This is a genomic window from Streptomyces sp. RerS4 (assembly GCF_023515955.1).
Lineage (GTDB): Bacteria > Actinomycetota > Actinomycetes > Streptomycetales > Streptomycetaceae > Streptomyces.
Genome location: NZ_CP097323.1, coordinates 207,145 through 223,800, shown reverse-complemented (window position 1 = coordinate 223,800; position 16,656 = coordinate 207,145). Strand labels below are relative to the sequence as shown.

Here is a 16,656-nt window from a genome sequence, read left to right as displayed (position 1 = left end):
CCTCAGGTGGTCTTCAGCAGGCTCAGGAGCGACTCGTCGAGGTGGACTCGCGGCTGCCAGCCCAGCAGGGCGCCGGCGAGGGAGAGGTCCATCAGCTGGCGGTCCGCGTCGGAGCGGGTGGCGGCGGCGCCGTCGCGCTCGACGAGGCGTACGGGCAGGCCACTGAGTTCGACGAGCCGTTCGACCAGGAGGCCGGCGCGGACGGCGCGCCCGCTGCCGATGTTGAGGACCCGGCCGCGGACGTCGGCGCGCTCGGCGCGGGCGACGGCGAGCACGGCCGCCGCGACATCGGTGACGTCGACGAAGTCGCGCTCCGCGCGCAGGGGGTTGACGAGGAGTTCGGGGCCGACGCCGGCGGGGTCGTGGGCGTAGCGCTCCAGGTGGGCGGCGATGTCACCGAGGAGGCTGCCGGCCGGGGCGTCGGGGCCGACGACGTTGGCCAGTCGCAGGACAACCCCGTCGAGGGCGCCGCCGCGGGCCGCGTCCAGTACGGTCCGGGTGGCCCGCAGTTTGGCTCGGCCGTAGTCGTTGACGGGGGCGGGTGTGTCCTGCTCGGTGAATCCGGCGCCGGTGCCCGTGAGGCCGTATTCGTGGATGCTGCCGAGTTGGATCAGCAGCGGCGGCGCCGGGAGGTCGCGCAGGGCCGCGACCAGGTCCGTGACGAGGTCGGCGTTGGTGCGGCGCATCCGGTCGGGTGAGACCCGCCAGACCGCGCCGGCGGCGTTGACGACGATGTCGGGGGCGAGGGTGGTGAACAGCTCGCGCAGCCGGTCGGGCCCGGAGTCGAGGAGGTCGGCCGCGACGAAGCGGGAGGCTTCGGCGCCGGTGTCGTGGGGCCGCGCGTCGCGGGGTGGGGTCCGGGCGAGGGAGACGACGTCGGCGCCGGTGGCGCGGAAGGCGGTGGCGAGGTGGCGGCCGAGGAAGCCGGTGCCGCCGAGGACGACGACGCGGGGTCGGGGCGCGCTCGCGTCGTGGGGGCGGGGTGCGGTGGTCACCGGGTCACCGCGCCTGCGGGTCGGCGCCGGTCGGCCGGGAGGCGGTCTCGGCGGGGGTGGGGGTGGGGGCGGCGGGCGAGCCCACGACGGCGGCGCGGGCGATGAGGGCGCCGCTCAGCCGGCCGACGGGGTGGACGGTGGCGCCGTCGAGCACGATCGAGTCCTCGACGTGGGTGCCGCGTACGACGCAGTCCCGTCCGATGGAGGCGTACGGTCCGATGTGGGCCCGCTCGATCAGGCTGCCGGCCGCGATGACGGCGGGGCCTTCGATCCAGGACGCCACGACGCGGGCGCCGGGCTCGACGATGACGTGGCCGGTGAGGCGTGTGGCGGCGTCGACGTCACCGTGGACGGCGTGTGTCAGGGCGTCCAGGTCGCCGCGGTGAGCGGCCAGGACGGCCTCGGCGGAGGTGGGCCGCGGTCCGTGTTCCTTCATGCGTGTGCCTCTTCTCGGTGGGGCGTGGCGGCCGCGCGGTCCCGGTCGCGGACCAGACGTTCCAGGTCGGTGACCACGCGGGTGGGGGTGGGCATCGCCTCCATCTCGGTCCGCAGGCGTCGGGCGGCCCGCGCGTGGTGGGGCTCGGTCAGCAGAGCGGACAGGGCGCGGGCGATCGTCGCGGGGTCGTCCTGCTCCGCGGCCGTGTCGAGTGAGAGGGCGGCGCCCGCGTGGACGAGCCTCTCGGCGCTCGCGAACGTGTCGGCCAGTTGCGGCAGCACGAGTTGGGGCAGGCCGGCGTAGCTCGCGCTCATGGACGTTCCGGCGCCGCCGTGGTGGACGACCGCGTCGCTGATCCGGAACAGCATGTGGAGCGGGGTGTGGTCGATCAGCCGGACGTTGGGCGGGAGCGGGCCCAGTTCCTGTCGGTGGGCGGCGTCCACGGTGGCCAGTGCCCGGGTGCCGGGGAGTTCTCCGAAGGCTGCGAGGACGGAGCGGAAGAGGGGTGCCCCGTTGAGCTTGAGGGTGCTGCGGCCCAGGGAGACGAGGACCGTGGGGGTGCGCTCCGCCGGGGTCCGGGCGTTCTCGGCGGCCCAGTGCGCGGGGAGCCAGGGGGGCAGGGTGCCGTTGCCGTGGGAGTGCAGGTGGCGGATGGGTGAGGCGGCCCGGATGCCGGGCAGTTGCAGGGAGGGCGGGCAGGGGTCGAGGAGCAGGTCGGGTTCCGGCAGTGCGGGCAGGCCCACGCTCGCGCAGAGCGCGCGGTGGGCTTCGCGGGCCTGGAGCAGGGTGGGGTCGCCCAACGGGTCGACGCCCCAGCGGTGGTGGACGACCGGTACGCCGAGGACGCCGCCCAGGACGAGCGAGGTGAACTCCAGGATGTCGCCGACGATCAGGTCGGGGCGAAACCCTCGGGCGAGGTCCAGGTAGGCGGGCAGGACGGTGGTGTTGTGCGCCGCCCAGGAGCGGGCGAAGTCGGCCGCGAGGGCGACGTCGGGGGCCCGGCCCCAGGACTGGAGGAGCCGGCGGCCGGCCGGGAGGCGGTCGAGCAGCATCTCGTCCATGCCGAACGGATCGCCTACGCCGACGGCGTGCAGGCCTGCCGCGGCCGCGGTGGGCAGGACGTCGGGTTGGCCCGCCACCAGGACCTCGTGCCCCGCGTCGCGCAGTGCCCAGGCCAGGGGGGTGAGCGGGGAGAGGTGGCCGGCGACGGGCGTGACGACGAAGAGGACGCGCATCGTTTTCCTTCGGTGGCTTGGAGGGGCGGGGAGGTCGGCGCGGGTGACTGCCGGGGGGGTGGGGGTCAGCCCCCGGCAGTCCACGGGGACAGGACGCCGGCCTCCAGCGTGGCGGCGAGGGAGGGCGCGGCCCGGTCCTTGGGCGAGATCAACGGGGGCTCGGTGAAGCCCCAGGGCAGTGCCAGGTCGGGGTCGAGGGGGTCGATGTCGATCTGGGTGCCGGGAACGTACGTGCTCGACAGGACGTAGCAGATGGTGGCGTCGTCGGTGAGGGTCAGGAACCCGTGCCCCACGCCCTCGGGTACGTAGACCGCGCGTCCGGAGTCGGCGTCGAGCACGTTGCTGTCGTACGCGCCGAAGGTCGGCGAGCCCACCCGCAGGTCGACCACGAAGTCCCGGAGCGCGCCGCGCACGCAGGAGACGTACTTCGCCTGGCCCGGTGGGATGGTCACGCTGTGGATGCCCCGCAGGGTGTTGCGCCGGGACACCGAATAGTTGATCTGCCGGACGTCGAAGGGGTGCCCCACCACGCGCTCGATCTCGTCGGTGCGCAGGGACTCGAAGAAGGCTCCGCGCTCGTCGGTGAGCAGGCGCGGGGTGAAGACGTGGACGCCTGGCACCTTGGACTCGGTGGCTCGCACGGCGGTGGTCCTCCTTTGCTGTCGGCCTGCCCCCGGGGGGCGGGCGGTGGGGGGCTGTCCTCCTGGGGCGGGGTCGGCCTCGGTGCGGGGTTCAGCGGGGGGCGCCGACGGCGGGTCGCGCCTCGCCGGGCCGGTCGGCGGGCCGGGGCCGCGCCTTGATGAACCAGGCGCCGATGAAGGCGGCGGCGGCGAGGGCCGCGGCGATCAGGAAGGCCGCGTGGGTGCCGTCGGCGACGGCCTGTTCGTAGGCGGCGCGTACCTGCTCGGGCAGTGCGGCCAAGCTTTCCGCGGACAGCTGGGTGTGGCCTTCGCCGCCGGCGGCGCCGGAGCTCGGGGCCGCGTCGTTGACCCGGTCCGCGAAGACGATGCCGGCGAGGGAGACTCCGAAGGAGCCGCCGATCGTCCGGCTCAGGGTGACCGTCGAGGAGGCCACGCCGATGTTCCTCATCTCCACGCTCTCCATCGCGACCGAGAGGGTGACCTGCATCAGCAGGCCCAGTCCGGCGCCGAAGACGGCCATGTAGACGCCGGTGGTCAGGCGGCTCGTGGTGGTGTCCATGAGCGAGAGGAGGAAGGCGCCGACGACCAGGAGCGCGCCTCCGGTGACGGCGTACAGCTTGAAGTCGCCGCGTTCGGCGATGAGTCGGCCGGCGAGGGTGTTGACTCCGACCATGGCGAGCAGCAGGGGCAGCATCAGGATGCCCGCGCTGGTGGCGGAGGCGCCCTGGACGGTCTGCTGGTAGATGGGCAGGAAGGTCATCGCGGCGACCATCACGAAGCCGAAGAGGAACGCGACGATGTTGGCCCAGCTGAAGTTGGCGCTGCGGAAGATGTCCAGGGGCAGGATGGGCGCCGCGGCCCTGCGCTCCACGGTCAGGAAGGCGGCGGTGCCCGCGACCGCCACCACGGCCAGGCCGATCACGGCGGGCGAGGTCCAGTCGTAGCGGGTGCCGCCCCAGGTGGTGATGAGGACCAGTGCGGTGATCACGGCGGTGAGCAGGGCGGCGCCGAGGTAGTCGAGGGGGGCCTGGGAGCGCTTCTTCGGCAGGTGCAGCCCCATGGCGATCGCGAGGAAGGCGGCCAGTCCGAGGGGGACGTTGAGGTAGAAGCACCAGCGCCAGCCGAGGTGATCGGTGAGGAAGCCGCCGGCGAGCGGGCCGCCGACCATGGCGGCGCCCATCACGGTGGAGGCCATGGCCTGGAACTTGCCTCGCTCGGCGGGTGTGATCAGTTCGCCGATGAGGGCGAGCGCGCCGACCATGAGGCCGCCGCCGCCCAGGCCTTGGAGGACCCGGAAGCCGATCAGCTGCCCCATCGACTGGGCCATGCCGGCCACCACCGAGCCGGCCAGGAAGATGCCGATCGAGGTGAGGAAGACGGCCTTGCGGCCGTACATGTCGCCGAGTTTGCCCCAGACGGGGGTGGAGGCCGCGGTCGCGAGCATGTAGGCGGAGGCCACCCAGGACAGGTGTTCCAGACCGCCCAGCTCGGCGACGATCGTCGGCATCGCGGTGCCGAGGATGAGGCTGTCGAGGGCCGCGAGGAGCATGGCCACCACCACGGCGCTCATCACGAGCAGGTGGCGAGGACGCGGCGGTGTGCCGATCGGGGGGCCGCCCTGTGCGGGGTGGTGCGCCATGGTGCATTCCTTTCGGACGGGATCAGTGCCGCGCTACCGTTACTTACTAACCGGACGGTAAGTTGGCAGGCGACTGGGAAGCTAGAACATTTACTGACCGGCCGTCAAGTAGAATGGCGACTCGGAGCGCACAGGAGGACCGCATGGCCGGCAGGCCGACCAACAGGACAAACACCCGCCAGAGAATCCAGGACGTCGCCCTGGGGTTGTTCGTCGAGCACGGGTACGACAAGACCTCGATGCGCGAGATCGCGGAGGGCCTCGGCATCACCAAGGCCGCCCTCTACTACCACTTCAAGGCCAAGGAGGAGATCCTGCTTTCGATCTCCCAGGGCCTGGGCGCGCCCGTCGACGAACTGATCGCGTGGGCGCGGACCAGGCCCCGGACCCTGGAGACCAAGCGCGAGGTGCTGCGCCGCTACAGCGAAGTACTCAAGGACGCCACCCCGCTGTTTCGCATCATGCAGGAGAACCAGGCGGCGCTGCGGGCCCTGGGCATCGGGCAGACGCTCAACGACCGGGTGGCCGCGGTCGCGGAGCTGATGTACGAGCACGGGGCCTCCGTACGCACCCAGGTGCGGCTCTCGGACGCGCTCGTGAGCGTCCACTTCGGCGCCTTCTCCCTGCACGCCCTGGCCGGCGACCCCGAGGAGAAGCGCCTGGCCCTCCTGGAGTCGGCCCTGGAGACGCTGGAGTCGGTGTCCGCGGAGTGCCGCTGAGCCGGTGGGCCGGTCAGGCCCGCGCCGGCCGGGAGCGGACGAGTTCCTCCAGGTCGGCGACGATCCGCGAAGGCGCCGGCAGTGACGCCGCCTCCGCGCTGAGGCGCCCGGCCGCCTTCGCGTAGTCGGCCTCGTCGAGCAGCGCGGCCACGGCGTCCCGGATCCGGGACGGGTCCTCCTGCTCGGCCGCGTCCTGGATCGAGATGCCCGCTCCCGCGGCCGCCAGGGCGTCGGCGTGCCAGAACTGGTCGGCGAGCTGGGGCAGCACGAGCTGCGGCAGGCCGAAGGTCGTGGCGGTCATGGCCGTGCCCGAGCCTCCGTGGTGGACCACCGCGTCACAGGACCCGAACACCAGGTGCAGCGGTACGGGGTCGACGAGGCGGACGTTTTCCGGAACCGTCCCGAGCGCCGCGCGGTACTCCTCCTCCACGGTGGCGAACACCTCGGTGTCCGGCAGTTCGCCGAGCCCCTGGAGGACCGCCCGCATCAGGGGCACCCCGTTGTAGGCCAGCGTGCGCCCGCCCAGCGAGACCGCCACCCGCCGGCGCGCGCCGCGCCCGCCGTCGGCGCCGCGCGCCCAGGAGGGCAGCGGTCCGTTGCCGTTGAACGGTACGTAGCGCATCGGGGCGCCGGGGGTGATGCCGGCCAGTTGGAGGCTGGGCGGGCAGGGGTCGAGCATGACGGCGGGACGGGGCAGTTCGGTGAGGCCGAGCTCCTCCAGCTGCCGCCGGAACCAGGTTCCCGCCGCGGGGCGGGTCTGGTCGGAGATGGGGTCGACGCCCCAGCGCTGCTGGACGACCGGGACGTCGAGGGTCCGGCCCACGATGAGGGAGATGTACTCCAGCGGATCGGAGACGATCAGGTCGGGCCCGAACTCGCGCGCCAGCTCCAGGTAGGCCGGCAGCACGTCCACGGTCTGGGGCATCCACAGGGAGCCGACGTTGGAAAGCTGCTCCCGCTCGGGCCGACCCCACGACTGGAGGGGCCGACGGCCGCCGAGCCGTTCGATCAGCAGGTCGTCGAGGTCGAGGCGGCTGCCGATGCCCACGGCGTTCAGGCCGGCCGAGGCCGCCGCGCCGAGCACGTCGTCACGGCCGACGACCAGCAGTTCGTGGCCTGCGGACCGCAGCGCCCAGAGCAGGGGTACGAGCGGGGTGAGATGGGTCGATACGGGGGTGCTTATCGCGAGGACGCGCATGGCTTCTCCTGCTGAGCCGGGACGGGGGGCGGGCCGGCCGGGTGGGTGGGGGAACCCGGCCGGCCCGGTCGGGCATCCGGACGGACGGTCAGATCCCCGCGGGGCGTCGGACGTGGTCGCGCACCCATTCGGCGACGGCCCACGGCGGCGTGCCGGAGGAGAAGACCTCGGCGACGCCCGCGGCCGTGAGGGCCTCGATGTCCGCGGTCGGGATGATCCCGCCGCCGAACACCGTGACGTGGCCGGCCCCGGCCTCGGCCAGCAGGCCGAGGACCGATCCGAAGAGTTCGGCGTGCGTGCCCAGCAGACTCGAAACGCACAGGGCGTCGGCCTTCTCCCGCAGGACGGTGGCGACCAGGCCCTCGGGGCTCTGGTCCGCGCCCGCGTCGACGGCTTCGATGCCCGCCTCGCGGAAGGCGTCGACCAGCGTCGTCGGCGCCGGTGTGCCACGGCCGCCCGCCTCGGGCTTGGCCATCACCACGCGGATCGAAACGGAATCACTCAACTCTGGCTCCCATGGTCGTTCGTGTGTCGGTCGTCGGTTACGGGGCGCGGCGCCCCCGCCAGGTCCTCCAGGACCCGCACCACGTCGGCGGGCAGGGGCAGCGCCGCGATCTCGTCCGCGAGCAGGCCGGCCCGCTCGGCGTACGAGGGGTCGTCGAGGAGTTCCCGGCATGCCGTGGCGACGCCGTCGGCGCCGGTCTCCTCGGGGTCGAGGGTGATGGCCGCGCCGAAGTCGGAGATCCGCCGGCCCGCCTCGACGAAGTTGCCGCCCTGGGGGACGATCAGCTGCGGTACACCGGCGTTCATCGCGGTCAGCGCGGTGACTCCGCCCGCGTGGTGGACGACGATGTCGCACGTGGGCACGACGACGTCGAGCGGCACCCAGCCGGCCCGGACCCCGGGCAGTTCCGCCCTGATCCCGGCCGCCACCTCGTCGAGCGTCGCGATGACGGGCTCCGCGCCGAGCGCCGCGACGTCCCGCGCGAGGCCGCTCAGGAATCCCGTGTTCTTCGCGGAGACCATGCGGCTGCCCGAGGTGACGAGCACCCGGGGGCGGTCGGGCCGGGTGTACATCCACGGCTCCAGGGCTCGCTGGCCGTTGGCCGGCACCCAGCGCATCATCTGGGCCGCGGGGGCGTCGGCGGGCCGCAGGGACGGCGGGCAGATGTCGATGAACAGATCCGGGTCGGGAAGTCGGTCGAGACCCAACTCGGCCAGCTCCGGGCGCAGTTCGTCGCTCGCCGCGGGGTCCGTGCGCCAGGCGTCCCCGGTGTCCCAGGCCTGGCGCACGTACGGCACACCGAGCTCGGCGGCGATCAGGGCGGCCGCGAAGGACATCGAGCCGCCGACCACCAGGTCCGGACGCCAGTGGGCCACGACCCCTCGCAGTCCCTCCATGCTCGCCGCCGCGATCCGCCCGAACCAGTGGCCCGCGAAGTCCAACTCCTCCTCGGGCGTCTTCGGCAGGCTGACCGGATTGCCGTCACGGTCGGTCGTGGCGTACTTGCGGATGGCCGACGAGACGATCGACAGCGCCGGAAGCCCCGCGGAGGCGATGTACGGGACCATGTCCTCGACGGCGCCCATGAACACTTCGTGCCCGGCGTTGCGCGCGGCCGTGGCGAGCGGCGCGAGGGCGAACACCGTCGCGGGACTCCCGCTCGCGACGAAAAGGATTTTCACGCATTCTCCCAATTACTCACATACTCAAAGAGGCCGTCTCACAACGAAGCCGTCGTCAGTCGATGACCAGGACGGTGTTTCCGTCCGGGTCCTTGACGAAGAACCGGTGCATGTCGGAATGCTTTTCGGTCTCCGTCGGTGCGATGTCCACGAGAGCCTCTCTGGCGGGGCCCAGATCGGCCTTGGTGAACGCGACGGCGAAGGTGTCCCCGCCGGTGTCTCCGCCCAGGACGAGTTCACCGCCCGAGCCGGTGTCGAGGACGATCCAGTTGTCGCCCTCCTTGACCGTCGCCAGATTCATCCGGTCGCGGTAGAAGGACTTCATCGCCTCGAAGTCGTCGCACTTGATCAAAATGGCGGACAACGCGCCGAACATGGCCCTGGGCCTTTCTTGTCGTGGGTGCTCAGCCGAGCAGGGTGCCACCGGTGGCGTCGATGAACGCCCCCGTCACCCAGCGGGCGTCGTCGGAGGCGAGGAAGGCGACCACGTCGGCCACCGCCGCCGGGTCCCCGACCTCACCGAACGTGCTGAGCTTGGACAGCGCCTCGCGCACCTCCGGAATCTTGAACAGTTCGCCGCCGTTGTCCGTGCTGCCCGGGGCGACCGTGTTGACGGTGATCCGTCGCGGGCCCAGGTGTCGGGAGAAGTGCAACGCGATCTGTTCCAGCGCGCCCTTGGTCATGCCGTACGTGACCTGGTCGGGGTTGGCCACGCGGGTCAGGCCCGAGCTGATGTTGATGACACGGCCGCCGTCGCGGAGCGTGGCCAGGGCCCGCTGGACGATGAAGAACGGGGCCTTGGCGTTCACCGCCATCATCCGGTCGAACATGTCGGGGGTGACCTCTTCCGGCGCACCCATGGCCATCAGGCCGGCGTTGTTCACGAGGATGTCGAGGTCCGCGGATCCCGTCCGCTCCTCCAGGCCGGCGGCCAGGCCCTCGAAGAGGGTGTCGACATCACCCGGGACGCCGAGTTCGGCGCGCACCGCGAAGGCGCGTCCGCCGTCGCCTTCCACGGCCGCGACGACTTCTTCGGCGGAATTCGCTCCGTTCGCGTAGTGGACCGCGACGAGAGCGCCTTCACGTCCGAGTTTCTCGGCGATCGCCCTGCCGATTCCACGGCTCGATCCCGTGACGAGCGCCGTTTTTCCGGTAAGCCTTCCCATGGAAATGTCTCCTGTCGAGGGTAAACGTTGCTCCGACAACAAAGTCAGTACGGCGGAGACTTGTGATCAGCCTCTTCGGCCGACGCCCGTCGGGGCAATGCCGTTCACCTGGAATTGACCATCAGCGGACGGAGGCCTGACCGGTGTTGCCTCGGGCTGACCGAAGTCGCCCGCGTGCGTGCGCAGCTCGTGGAGCAGTTCCGCCTGGCGCACGATCAGCGGGTCGGGCCGGGCGCCTTCCTCGACGGCCCGCGCGAACGCGGCCACGGTGAGCGCGACCTGGTCGGCGGCGGGCAGCGCGATCCGTTCGGTGCCCGCGGAGGTGTGCAGCGTGACCTGGGGCGCGAGGTCGGCGGGGGTGGTGAAGGCACGGTCGACCGTGACGCGGCCGCGACTGCCCCAGATCTCGTACGCGGACCGGTACGCGTGGTCGAGGCCGAAGGACAGCTGGGCGGTGATCCCCTCGGGGGTGCGCAGCAGCGCCGCGCCCGCGGTGTCGACCTCCTGGCCGTGGCCGCGGGTGAGCGAGGCTCCGACCACCCGCAGACCGGGGCCCAGGTGGTGGAGGGCGGCGCGGACCGGGTACACGCCGGTGTCCCACAGGGCGCCGCCGCCCAGGTCCGCGTCGAGGCGGATGTCGTGGGCGGGCAGGGCCGGGATGGCGAACGCCGCCCGGAAGGAGCGGACCTCGCCGATGGCGCCGTCGGCGACGAGGGCGGCGACCGCCTCGTGCTGCGGGTGGTGGGGGAACATGACGTTCTCCATCAGCACCCGCCCCCCGGCCGCCGCCAGCGTCACCAGTCTCGCGGTCGCCTCGTGGGAGGTGGTCAGCGGTTTCTCCGCGAGGACGTGCTTGCCCGCGTCCAGGGCGGCGGCCGTCCACCGTTCGTGCAGGGCGGCCGGGAGCGGGACGTACACGGCGTCGACGTCGTCGCGGGCCAGCAGCCGTTCGTACCCGTGCACGGGGGCGGCCCCGTACGGGTCGGCGACCTGCCGCGCCCGGTCCGCGTCACGGCTCGCGATGGCGGTGATCTCGACGCCCCGGGCGGCCGCCATGGCGGGAAGCATCCTGCGACGCGCGATGTCCGCGCACCCGAGGACGCCGATGCGCACGCGTCCCATCAGCCGCGCACCGCCGTGGCGTTGAGGCAGGCGAGGAGGGTGCGGGCCTGGACGTTGAGGTAGTGGCCGTGGCGTACCAGGTCGCCCAGCTGACCGGGGGTCACCCAGCGGTACCCGGCGGGAGCGTCCAGGGGAGCCTGCTCCTCGTCCACGTCGACGAGGAGGTAGCGGGACTCGGCGTTCAGGAACCGGCCGCCCTCCTCGGAGTGGACGGCCTCGTAGTGGACGCGCTCGGGTGCGGCGCTGAGGACGAGGTCGAGGAAGGGCGGGCGGTCCGCGCCGGTGAGGTGGTCCCAGTTGTCCGGGGTGTACTGGACGGTGGGGCCGAGTTCGACGGTGTCGAGGAAGCCGCCCTCGACCCGGGCGTGCACGAGGACGTGTCGGACGCCGCCGATGGTGCGGGTCAGGAAGGCGGTGACGCCGACACCGCGCGGCTCGAACAGCGGCTGCGTCCACCCGGACACCTCGCGGCTGCCGGCCTCGACGCGCACGGCGACGACGTCGAAGTAGCGTCCCTGCTCGTGCTCGACGGTGTACGCGGTCTGCTTCCAGCCGGGCAGGGAGGCGAGCGGCACCCGCTCGGCGTGGACGTCGTGGCGCGAGCGCTCGGCGGTGAACCAGGACGCCACCTCCACGTCGGTGTGGAGGGCGCCGGCCTCGTCACGGGGGAAGGGGGCACAGGCCAGCACGGTCCGGGAGTCCATGTTGACGACGTTGTCCCGGAGCAGGAGTTCGCCTATCTGCCCCAGGGTCAGCCAGCAGAAGTCGTCGTGGAGCGGAACGTCGCCCACGGCTTCGACGATCATGTTGCGGTTGCTCTTGTGGAAGAACCACGAGCCGTGTTCGGACTGGAGGACGTCCGCGACGACCCGGCCCCGGCCGGGTTCGACGAAGTACTCGATGTACTTGACGTCGGCGCCCTGGTGCACCTTGGTGTAGTTGCTGCGGGTGGCCTGGACCGTGGGCGAGAGCTGGAGCAGGTTGCGGTTGCCGGGCTCCATCTTGGCCTGCATCAGGAAGTGCAGGACTCCGTCGAACTCCTTGACGAGGATCCCCAGGATGCCCACCTCGGGCTGCTTGATGATGGGCTGGTGCCACCGCGGGTGCGGGTCCTCCCCCGTGGTGACCTGGAGGCCCTCGACGGAGAAGAAGCGGCCGCTGCGGTGGACGAGGTTTCCGGTGTCCGGCGCGAAGGACCAGCCGTCCAGTTCGGCGAAGGGGATCCGCTCGACCCGGAAGCGGTGCGCCTGGCGGCGGCTGTCGAACCAGCCGGGGAAGTCCGCGGTGCTCAGCTTCGCGCCGTCGGTCGTGGCGGCGGAGGCGGCGATCCGTACGGCGTCCGAGGAGTCGTGGCGGGGGCGCAGGGGAGTGTCGTCGTCCGGGCGCGGGGCGGGCGTGGTGGGCATGGGGAACTCCAGACGGTTGCTCGGGGGCGGGAGGCGCTGCCGGGCGGGCGGGCTGCCGGGCGGGCGGGCTGCCGGGCGCGCGGCGTGTCAGCGCGCCGAGGTGGCTGCGGTCGACGCGATGAAGGCGTCGAGGACCCGGCGGTGGTAGTCGGGGCCGAAGCCCATCGCGGCGGTCTCGGGGACGAGGGCGTTGAGCTTCTCGATGGAGATGACGTGATGGGCGCCGGCGTCCTCGTAGTCGCGGTGGACTTCGAGGCCCAACCGCCGCTCCAGGTGGTCGACGATGTGCTCCACGGGGACGGCCGCCCCGGAGGCGACGTTGACGGTCTCTCCGTGCAGGTCCTGTGACAGCAGCCGGTCGATGACGGCGATGACGTCGGCCACGTCGATCAGGTCCCGGGCGGCCTCGCGCTGGATGCGTACGCTGCCCGCGCGCATCTGCCGCACCAGCGCGGGGATCAGCTGGTGGGGCGGCTGTCCGGGGCCGACGAGGTGGCCCAGGCGCAGGATGAGGTGGTCGGCGCCGCTCGCGCGCAGCCGCTGTTCCAGGGCGAGCTTGTGCGCGCCGTAGGGCGTGGCGGGCGTGATCGGGCTGTCCTCCCGGCCGGGGCCGTCGACGGCCCCGTACATGCCGGTGGCGGCGGTGGAGAAGAACAGCAGGCGTCGCCCGGTGGCGACGCAGCGGGCGGCCACCTCCTCCAGCAGGTCCGCTTCGCGCGCGAAGTCGGCGTCCGAGGTGCCGGCGGCCCAGGAGACGCCCGCCGCCAGGGCGACCGTCTCGGGGTGTCGGTCCGCGATGGGGCGCAGGTTCACCGCGAGGAAGCCGCGGCCGACGATCTCCATGCTCATCCGCGGGCCTCCACGAACTCCTTGACGGAGGAGATGATGTAGTCGAGCATCTCGTCGGTCAGGCCGGGGTACACGCCCACCCAGAAGGTGTGCTCGGTGATGATGTCGCTGTTGGCGAGGTCGCCGACGACGCGGTGGGGCTGGTTGATGTAGGCGGGATGGCGGGTGAGGTTGCCCGCGAAGAGCCGCCGGGTGCCGATCTTGCGTCCCTCCAGGAAGTCGACCAGCTCGGCCCGCTTGAAGGGGGCGTCCGGGGAGACGGTGAGGACGAAGCCGAACCAGCTGGGGTCGCTGCGCGGGGTCGCCTCGGGCAGCAGCAGGTGCGGGACGCCGTCGAGGCCGTCGCGCAGACGCTTCCAGTTGCGCTTGCGGGCGTCCACGAAGCCGTCGAGCTTGGCCAGCTGGGTGAGGCCGAGTGCGGCCTGGAGGTCGGTCGCCTTCAGGTTGTAGCCGACGTGCGAGAAGATGTACTTGTGGTCGTACCCGTCCGGCAGGGTGCCCATCTGGTAGGCGAAGCGCTTGAGGCACTTGTTGCTCTCGCCCGGCTCGCACCAGCAGTCCCGGCCCCAGTCCCGCAGGGACTCCACGATCCGGGCCAGGGCGAGGTTCGCCGTCAGGACACAGCCGCCCTCGCCCATCGTGAGGTGGTGCGCGGGGTAGAAGCTGACGGTGGTCATGTCGCCGAAGGTGCCGGTCAGCTTGCCGTCGTAGGTGGAGCCGACGGCGTCGCAGTTGTCCTCGATGAGGAAGAGGTCGTGTTCCTCGGCCAGTTGGGCGATCTCCGCGACCTCGAACGGGTTGCCGAGGGCGTGCGCGATGATGATCGCCCGTGTCTTGGGGCCGATGGCCTGCGCCACGCGGGCGGCGGTGGTGTTGTAGGTGCCGAGTTCGACGTCGACGAAGACGGGGATGAGCCCGTTCTGCAGGATCGGGTTGACCGTGGTGGGGAAGCCCGCGGCGACGGTGATCACCTCGTCGCCGGGCCGCAGCCGGCGGTCCTCCAGGAGGTGCGAGGTCAGGGCCGTGGTCGCCAGCAGGTTCGCCGAGGATCCGGAGTTGGTCAGGTGGGCCTTGCGCAGCTTCATCTTCCGCGCGAAGGACGATTCGAACTTGCGGGAGCTGCGCCCCGCGGCGATGCGCATCTCCAGGGCGGCCTCCACGAGGGCGACGCGGTCGTCTTCGTCGAGTACGGCTCCCGAGGGCCAGATCTCGGTGGTTCCGGGGACGAACGAGCCGTCTCCCCGCGTGTCCTGGTGGTATTTGCGGACCTCGTCCAGCACGAGTTCCTTGTGCACGCTCATGTCTTCATTCCTCCGTCATGGGTGGGGTCCGTGACGGCCGGCGGGACGCGGTGGCGGCGTCCCGCCGGCCGTCAGGGGCGGGCGGGTGTCATCCGCGTGTGTCCACGCCGTGCTTGACGCCCTTCCACCAGGCGGGGTTGTCGTTGTACCAGGTCACGGTCTCGGCGAGGCCCTGCTCGAAGGTGATGCGGGGGGCGTAGCCCAGCTCCTCGCGGATCTTCGTCTCGTCGAGGGAGTAGCGCAGGTCGTGGGCCTTTCGGTCGGCGACCGGGCGTACCTTGGACCAGTCGTTGCCGGTCAGTTCGAGCAGTCGTTCGGTGATGGCGCGGTTGGTCTGCTCGTTGCCGCCGCCGATGTTGTAGATCTCGCCGGCGCGGCCCTGGTTGAGGACGAGGTTGATCGCCCGGCAGTGGTCGTCGACGTGCAGCCACTCGCGGATGTTGCCGCCGTCGCCGTAGAGCGGCACCTGCTCGCCTTCGAGGAGGTTGGTGACGAACAGCGGGATGAGCTTCTCGGGGTGCTGGTAGGGCCCGTAGTTGTTGGAGCACCGCGTGATGGACAGGTTCAGTCCGTGGGTGCGCCAGTAGGACCGGGCCAGGAGGTCCGAGGAGGCCTTGGAGGCGGAGTACGGGGAGTTCGGCGCGAGCGGCCACTCCTCCGTCCAGGAGCCCTCGTCGATGGATCCGTAGACCTCGTCGGTGGAGACGTGCACGACGCGCGGTACGCCGGTGGCCAGTACGGCGTCCAGGAGCCGCTGGGTGCCGGTCACGTTGGTGCGGACGAACTCCTCGGCGGACTCCAGGGAGCGGTCCACGTGGGACTCCGCCGCGAAGTGGACGACGGCGTCGTGGCCCGGGAGCAGGCTCAGCAGCAGCTCGCTGTCGCAGATGTCGCCGTGGACGAAGGTCAGGCGCGGGTCCCGGTCGGGGAGGTTGTCGCGGTTGCCGGCGTACGTGAGCTTGTCGAGCACGGTGACGTGCGCGCCCGCCCATTCCTCGTACCCGTCCGCGAGGAGGGTGCGCACGAAGTGCGAGCCGATGAAGCCGGCGCCTCCGGTGATCAGGATCTTCTTCATGCCGCTACCTCGACTCGGGTGTGGTCACCGACGACGAGCCGGTGGTGGTGGGTGTTGTGGTCGGCGGGGCCGACGGACGCGGAGCGGCCGATGAGGGAGCTGCGCAGCCCGCGGACTTGGGAGACGGTGGCCCCGTCGAGGGCGATGGAGTACTCGATGTGGGTGTCGGTGAGCTCGCAGTCCCTGCCGATGGAGGTGTGCGGACCGATATGGCTGTTGCGGACCACGGTTCCGGCGCCGATGATGGCCGGTCCCTCGATGCGGGAGTTGATGACGCGGGCGCCCGGCTCGACGACGACCTGGCCGACGAGGGTGCTGGCGGCGTCGACCTCGCCCGCGTTGGAGGACGACACGTCGTCGAGGAGCTTGCGGTTGCACTCCAGGACGTCCTCGACGCGGCCGGTGTCCTTCCAGTAGCCGTCGTACTCGCTGGCCTTGACCTCCGCGCCGTGGCTGACGAGCCACTGGATCGCGTCCGTGATCTCCAACTCGCCGCGGGGGCTCGGCTCGATCGCGTCGACGGCCTCGTGGATGGCGGGGGTGAAGAAGTAGACGCCGATCAGGGCGAGGTCGCTGCGCGGGTGCTGCGGCTTCTCCACCAGCCGCTCGACGCGGCCGTTCTCGTCGAGCTCCGCGACGCCGAAGGCGCGCGGGTCGGAGACCTTGTGGACCACCACCTGGGCGGCGGGGCGCTCGGCGCGGAACTGTTCGGCGATCCGCTCGACCCCCTCGGGGAGCATGTTGTCGCCGAGGTACATCACGAAGTCGTCGTCGCCGAGGAAGGGGCGGGCGAGGGACACGCACTGGGCGAGGCCGCGGGGGAGGTCCTGGGGAATGTACGTGATCCGCACGCCGAGGTCGGCGCCGTCTCCGAGCACCGACTGGATCTGGGGACCGCGGTCCCCGACGATGATGCCGACCTCGGTGATGCCGAGGTCCTTGATGTTTTCCAGTACGTGCTGAAGTACCGGCTTGTTGGCGATCGGAATGAGCTGCTTGGGCATGGAATAGCTGAAGGGGCGCAGGCGGGTGCCGGACCCGCCCGACAGGACCAGAGCCTTCATGTTCTTTCCTTTGCTCATGAGGATGAGGGTGTGGTGCGGCCGGCCGCCGGCGGAAAGGCGCTCGACGTGAAGCGGCGGGCATGAAATCAGCGCGGTGGACAGCGCGGTGAACAGCGCGATGAAC

At 71.7% G+C, this 16,656-nt stretch carries 17 protein-coding genes; 1 reads left to right on the top strand and 16 read right to left on the bottom strand.

From position 1 onward, the window contains the following. Positions 1-2 precede the first annotated feature (2 nt). The 5 genes from M4D82_RS33845 to M4D82_RS33825 form a co-directional block, all read right to left on the bottom strand. Complete coding sequence (locus M4D82_RS33845) at positions 3-995, bottom strand: NAD-dependent epimerase/dehydratase family protein (RefSeq protein WP_249772799.1); 993 nt, start codon at positions 993-995, stop codon at positions 3-5. A gap of 4 nt (positions 996-999) precedes the next feature. Beyond that, positions 1,000-1,431 (bottom strand): hypothetical protein, encoded by a 432-nt coding sequence (locus tag M4D82_RS33840; RefSeq protein ID WP_249772797.1) that lies wholly within the window; start codon positions 1,429-1,431, stop codon positions 1,000-1,002. Next, a complete protein-coding gene (locus M4D82_RS33835) occupies positions 1,428-2,666 on the bottom strand; it encodes a nucleotide disphospho-sugar-binding domain-containing protein (RefSeq protein WP_249772795.1) in 1,239 nt (412 codons plus the stop codon). Before M4D82_RS33835 ends, M4D82_RS33840 begins: the two co-directional genes overlap by 4 nt. 65 nt (positions 2,667-2,731) lie before the next feature. Then, on the bottom strand, positions 2,732-3,307 hold the full coding sequence (locus tag M4D82_RS33830; RefSeq protein WP_249772793.1) for a dTDP-4-dehydrorhamnose 3,5-epimerase family protein: 576 nt from the start codon (positions 3,305-3,307) through the stop codon (positions 2,732-2,734). A 91-nt stretch (positions 3,308-3,398) separates the two neighbouring features. Beyond that, positions 3,399-4,946, bottom strand: a complete 1,548-nt coding sequence (locus M4D82_RS33825; RefSeq protein ID WP_249772791.1) for an MDR family MFS transporter — start codon at positions 4,944-4,946, stop codon at positions 3,399-3,401. A 143-nt stretch (positions 4,947-5,089) separates the two neighbouring features. Between M4D82_RS33825 and M4D82_RS33820 the strand changes: the two genes are divergently transcribed. After that, on the top strand, positions 5,090-5,665 hold the full coding sequence (locus M4D82_RS33820) for a TetR/AcrR family transcriptional regulator (protein WP_249772789.1): 576 nt from the start codon (positions 5,090-5,092) through the stop codon (positions 5,663-5,665). Positions 5,666-5,678: 13 nt separating this feature from the next. On the opposite strand, the gene M4D82_RS33815 is transcribed toward M4D82_RS33820, so the two are convergent. The 11 genes from M4D82_RS33815 to M4D82_RS33765 all read right to left on the bottom strand — a co-directional run bounded on the left by M4D82_RS33815 (position 5,679) and on the right by M4D82_RS33765 (position 16,532). Next, a complete protein-coding gene (locus M4D82_RS33815) occupies positions 5,679-6,863 on the bottom strand; it encodes a nucleotide disphospho-sugar-binding domain-containing protein (RefSeq protein WP_249772787.1) in 1,185 nt (394 codons plus the stop codon). Between the two features lie 88 nt (positions 6,864-6,951). Then, positions 6,952-7,368 carry a cobalamin B12-binding domain-containing protein gene (locus tag M4D82_RS33810; RefSeq protein WP_249772785.1) on the bottom strand — a complete coding sequence of 139 codons (417 nt, stop codon included), beginning with the start codon at positions 7,366-7,368 and terminating at the stop codon, positions 6,952-6,954. Further along, positions 7,365-8,549 carry a nucleotide disphospho-sugar-binding domain-containing protein gene (locus tag M4D82_RS33805; protein WP_249772783.1) on the bottom strand — a complete coding sequence of 395 codons (1,185 nt, stop codon included), beginning with the start codon at positions 8,547-8,549 and terminating at the stop codon, positions 7,365-7,367. Before M4D82_RS33805 ends, M4D82_RS33810 begins: the two co-directional genes overlap by 4 nt. Before the next feature lie 55 nt (positions 8,550-8,604). Next, on the bottom strand, positions 8,605-8,913 hold the full coding sequence (locus M4D82_RS33800) for a VOC family protein (RefSeq protein ID WP_249772781.1): 309 nt from the start codon (positions 8,911-8,913) through the stop codon (positions 8,605-8,607). 40 nt (positions 8,914-8,953) lie between these two features. After that, positions 8,954-9,715 carry an SDR family oxidoreductase gene (locus M4D82_RS33795; RefSeq protein WP_249772779.1) on the bottom strand — a complete coding sequence of 254 codons (762 nt, stop codon included), beginning with the start codon at positions 9,713-9,715 and terminating at the stop codon, positions 8,954-8,956. Between the two features lie 66 nt (positions 9,716-9,781). After that, positions 9,782-10,837 carry a Gfo/Idh/MocA family protein gene (locus M4D82_RS33790; protein ID WP_249772777.1) on the bottom strand — a complete coding sequence of 352 codons (1,056 nt, stop codon included), beginning with the start codon at positions 10,835-10,837 and terminating at the stop codon, positions 9,782-9,784. Then, entirely contained in the window at positions 10,837-12,243 is a 1,407-nt protein-coding gene (locus tag M4D82_RS33785) for an NDP-hexose 2,3-dehydratase family protein (RefSeq protein ID WP_249772775.1), read from the bottom strand. The genes M4D82_RS33790 and M4D82_RS33785 overlap by 1 nt, the downstream gene beginning before the upstream one ends. An 87-nt stretch (positions 12,244-12,330) precedes the next feature. Beyond that, entirely contained in the window at positions 12,331-13,092 is a 762-nt protein-coding gene (locus M4D82_RS33780) for an NAD-dependent epimerase/dehydratase family protein (RefSeq protein ID WP_249772773.1), read from the bottom strand. Then, on the bottom strand, positions 13,089-14,393 hold the full coding sequence (gene rfbH, locus M4D82_RS33775) for a lipopolysaccharide biosynthesis protein RfbH (protein WP_249772771.1): 1,305 nt from the start codon (positions 14,391-14,393) through the stop codon (positions 13,089-13,091). Before rfbH ends, M4D82_RS33780 begins: the two co-directional genes overlap by 4 nt. A gap of 88 nt (positions 14,394-14,481) precedes the next feature. After that, positions 14,482-15,468: a dTDP-glucose 4,6-dehydratase gene (gene rfbB / locus M4D82_RS33770; protein WP_249772769.1), complete on the bottom strand. Its 987-nt coding sequence runs from the start codon at positions 15,466-15,468 to the stop codon at positions 14,482-14,484. Beyond that, complete coding sequence (locus M4D82_RS33765; protein ID WP_249772843.1) at positions 15,465-16,532, bottom strand: glucose-1-phosphate thymidylyltransferase; 1,068 nt, start codon at positions 16,530-16,532, stop codon at positions 15,465-15,467. Before M4D82_RS33765 ends, rfbB begins: the two co-directional genes overlap by 4 nt. Positions 16,533-16,656: the final 124 nt, after the last annotated feature.

Excerpts from the sequence above, each read along its gene's own strand:
- M4D82_RS33840 (WP_249772797.1), bottom strand. The coding sequence starts at position 1,431 with ATGAAGGAACACGGACCGCGGCCCACCTCCGCCGAGGCCGTCCTGGCC.
- M4D82_RS33835 (WP_249772795.1), bottom strand. The coding sequence starts at position 2,666 with ATGCGCGTCCTCTTCGTCGTCACGCCCGTCGCCGGCCACCTCTCCCCG.
- M4D82_RS33825 (WP_249772791.1), bottom strand. The coding sequence starts at position 4,946 with ATGGCGCACCACCCCGCACAGGGCGGCCCCCCGATCGGCACACCGCCG.
- M4D82_RS33820 (WP_249772789.1), top strand. The coding sequence starts at position 5,090 with ATGGCCGGCAGGCCGACCAACAGGACAAACACCCGCCAGAGAATCCAG.
- M4D82_RS33815 (WP_249772787.1), bottom strand. The coding sequence starts at position 6,863 with ATGCGCGTCCTCGCGATAAGCACCCCCGTATCGACCCATCTCACCCCG.
- M4D82_RS33795 (WP_249772779.1), bottom strand. The coding sequence starts at position 9,715 with ATGGGAAGGCTTACCGGAAAAACGGCGCTCGTCACGGGATCGAGCCGT.
- M4D82_RS33790 (WP_249772777.1), bottom strand. The coding sequence starts at position 10,837 with ATGGGACGCGTGCGCATCGGCGTCCTCGGGTGCGCGGACATCGCGCGT.
- M4D82_RS33785 (WP_249772775.1), bottom strand. The coding sequence starts at position 12,243 with ATGCCCACCACGCCCGCCCCGCGCCCGGACGACGACACTCCCCTGCGC.
- M4D82_RS33780 (WP_249772773.1), bottom strand. The coding sequence starts at position 13,092 with ATGAGCATGGAGATCGTCGGCCGCGGCTTCCTCGCGGTGAACCTGCGC.
- rfbH (WP_249772771.1), bottom strand. The coding sequence starts at position 14,393 with ATGAGCGTGCACAAGGAACTCGTGCTGGACGAGGTCCGCAAATACCAC.
- rfbB (WP_249772769.1), bottom strand. The coding sequence starts at position 15,468 with ATGAAGAAGATCCTGATCACCGGAGGCGCCGGCTTCATCGGCTCGCAC.
- M4D82_RS33765 (WP_249772843.1), bottom strand. The coding sequence starts at position 16,532 with ATGAAGGCTCTGGTCCTGTCGGGCGGGTCCGGCACCCGCCTGCGCCCC.